We start from the raw sequence: 590 nt of genomic DNA, 5'->3' as shown, positions 1-590 counted from the left end.
TCATGTACAGGACCTTAAGCGTTGAGTCCCTTTAAAACTCCTTCCAAGGTCCTGTTCTGTATCGATTTTCTCTGCTTGGTTCGGCAAGCGTTCTTGGCCAAATAATCAGCTGCCCATTCCAGTCTTTCCCTTATTTCTGTCAGCGCTCTATGGGCCACTGCTTCCAATAGCGGCAACCACCATGTCGTACTGTTCTTTGACGCTTTCAACATCGATAGCTTCCCTGTCATCACACTCTGCGCGACCCGCCTTTTCATCACCAGCGACAGCAAACTCGTCCACACCAATCCCTCGGCGATGGCTTTCTCCCCCGTCACAAACCCCTTGAGCCGGTTGTGCGATTTCCACTCTTTAAATAACAACTCCACCTGCCAACGGCAGCGATACAGGCTCATCACCTGCTCTGCTGACCATGCCGCTCGCGGCAGGTTGGTCATCCACAAGCAGAACCGCTTTTCCTCGGCAAACCAGCGTCGGATCAAGCGGTACTCGACCTTGCCGGACTTCACCACCATATCCAGCACCTCGGCCCGACAGCGCCGCCGTCCTGCCTCTTTCAGTGACAGTCCCGCCAGTTTTGGCACTTCCCG

The 590-nt window shown here is 54.6% G+C and carries 1 pseudogene; it reads right to left on the bottom strand.

The features are described from left to right. Positions 1-14: 14 nt before the first annotated feature. Positions 15-590, bottom strand: a pseudogene (locus ACNPAA_RS21040) (IS4-like element ISAeme3 family transposase); the annotation flags it as partial.

The organism is Aeromonas sp. PS2Canimalfood6, from assembly GCF_048276795.1.
In the GTDB taxonomy this organism is placed as follows: Bacteria; Pseudomonadota; Gammaproteobacteria; order Enterobacterales; family Aeromonadaceae; genus Aeromonas; species Aeromonas caviae.
Note: the sequence above shows the minus strand (reverse complement) of the source record. Positions and strands in the feature narration are given on the sequence as shown.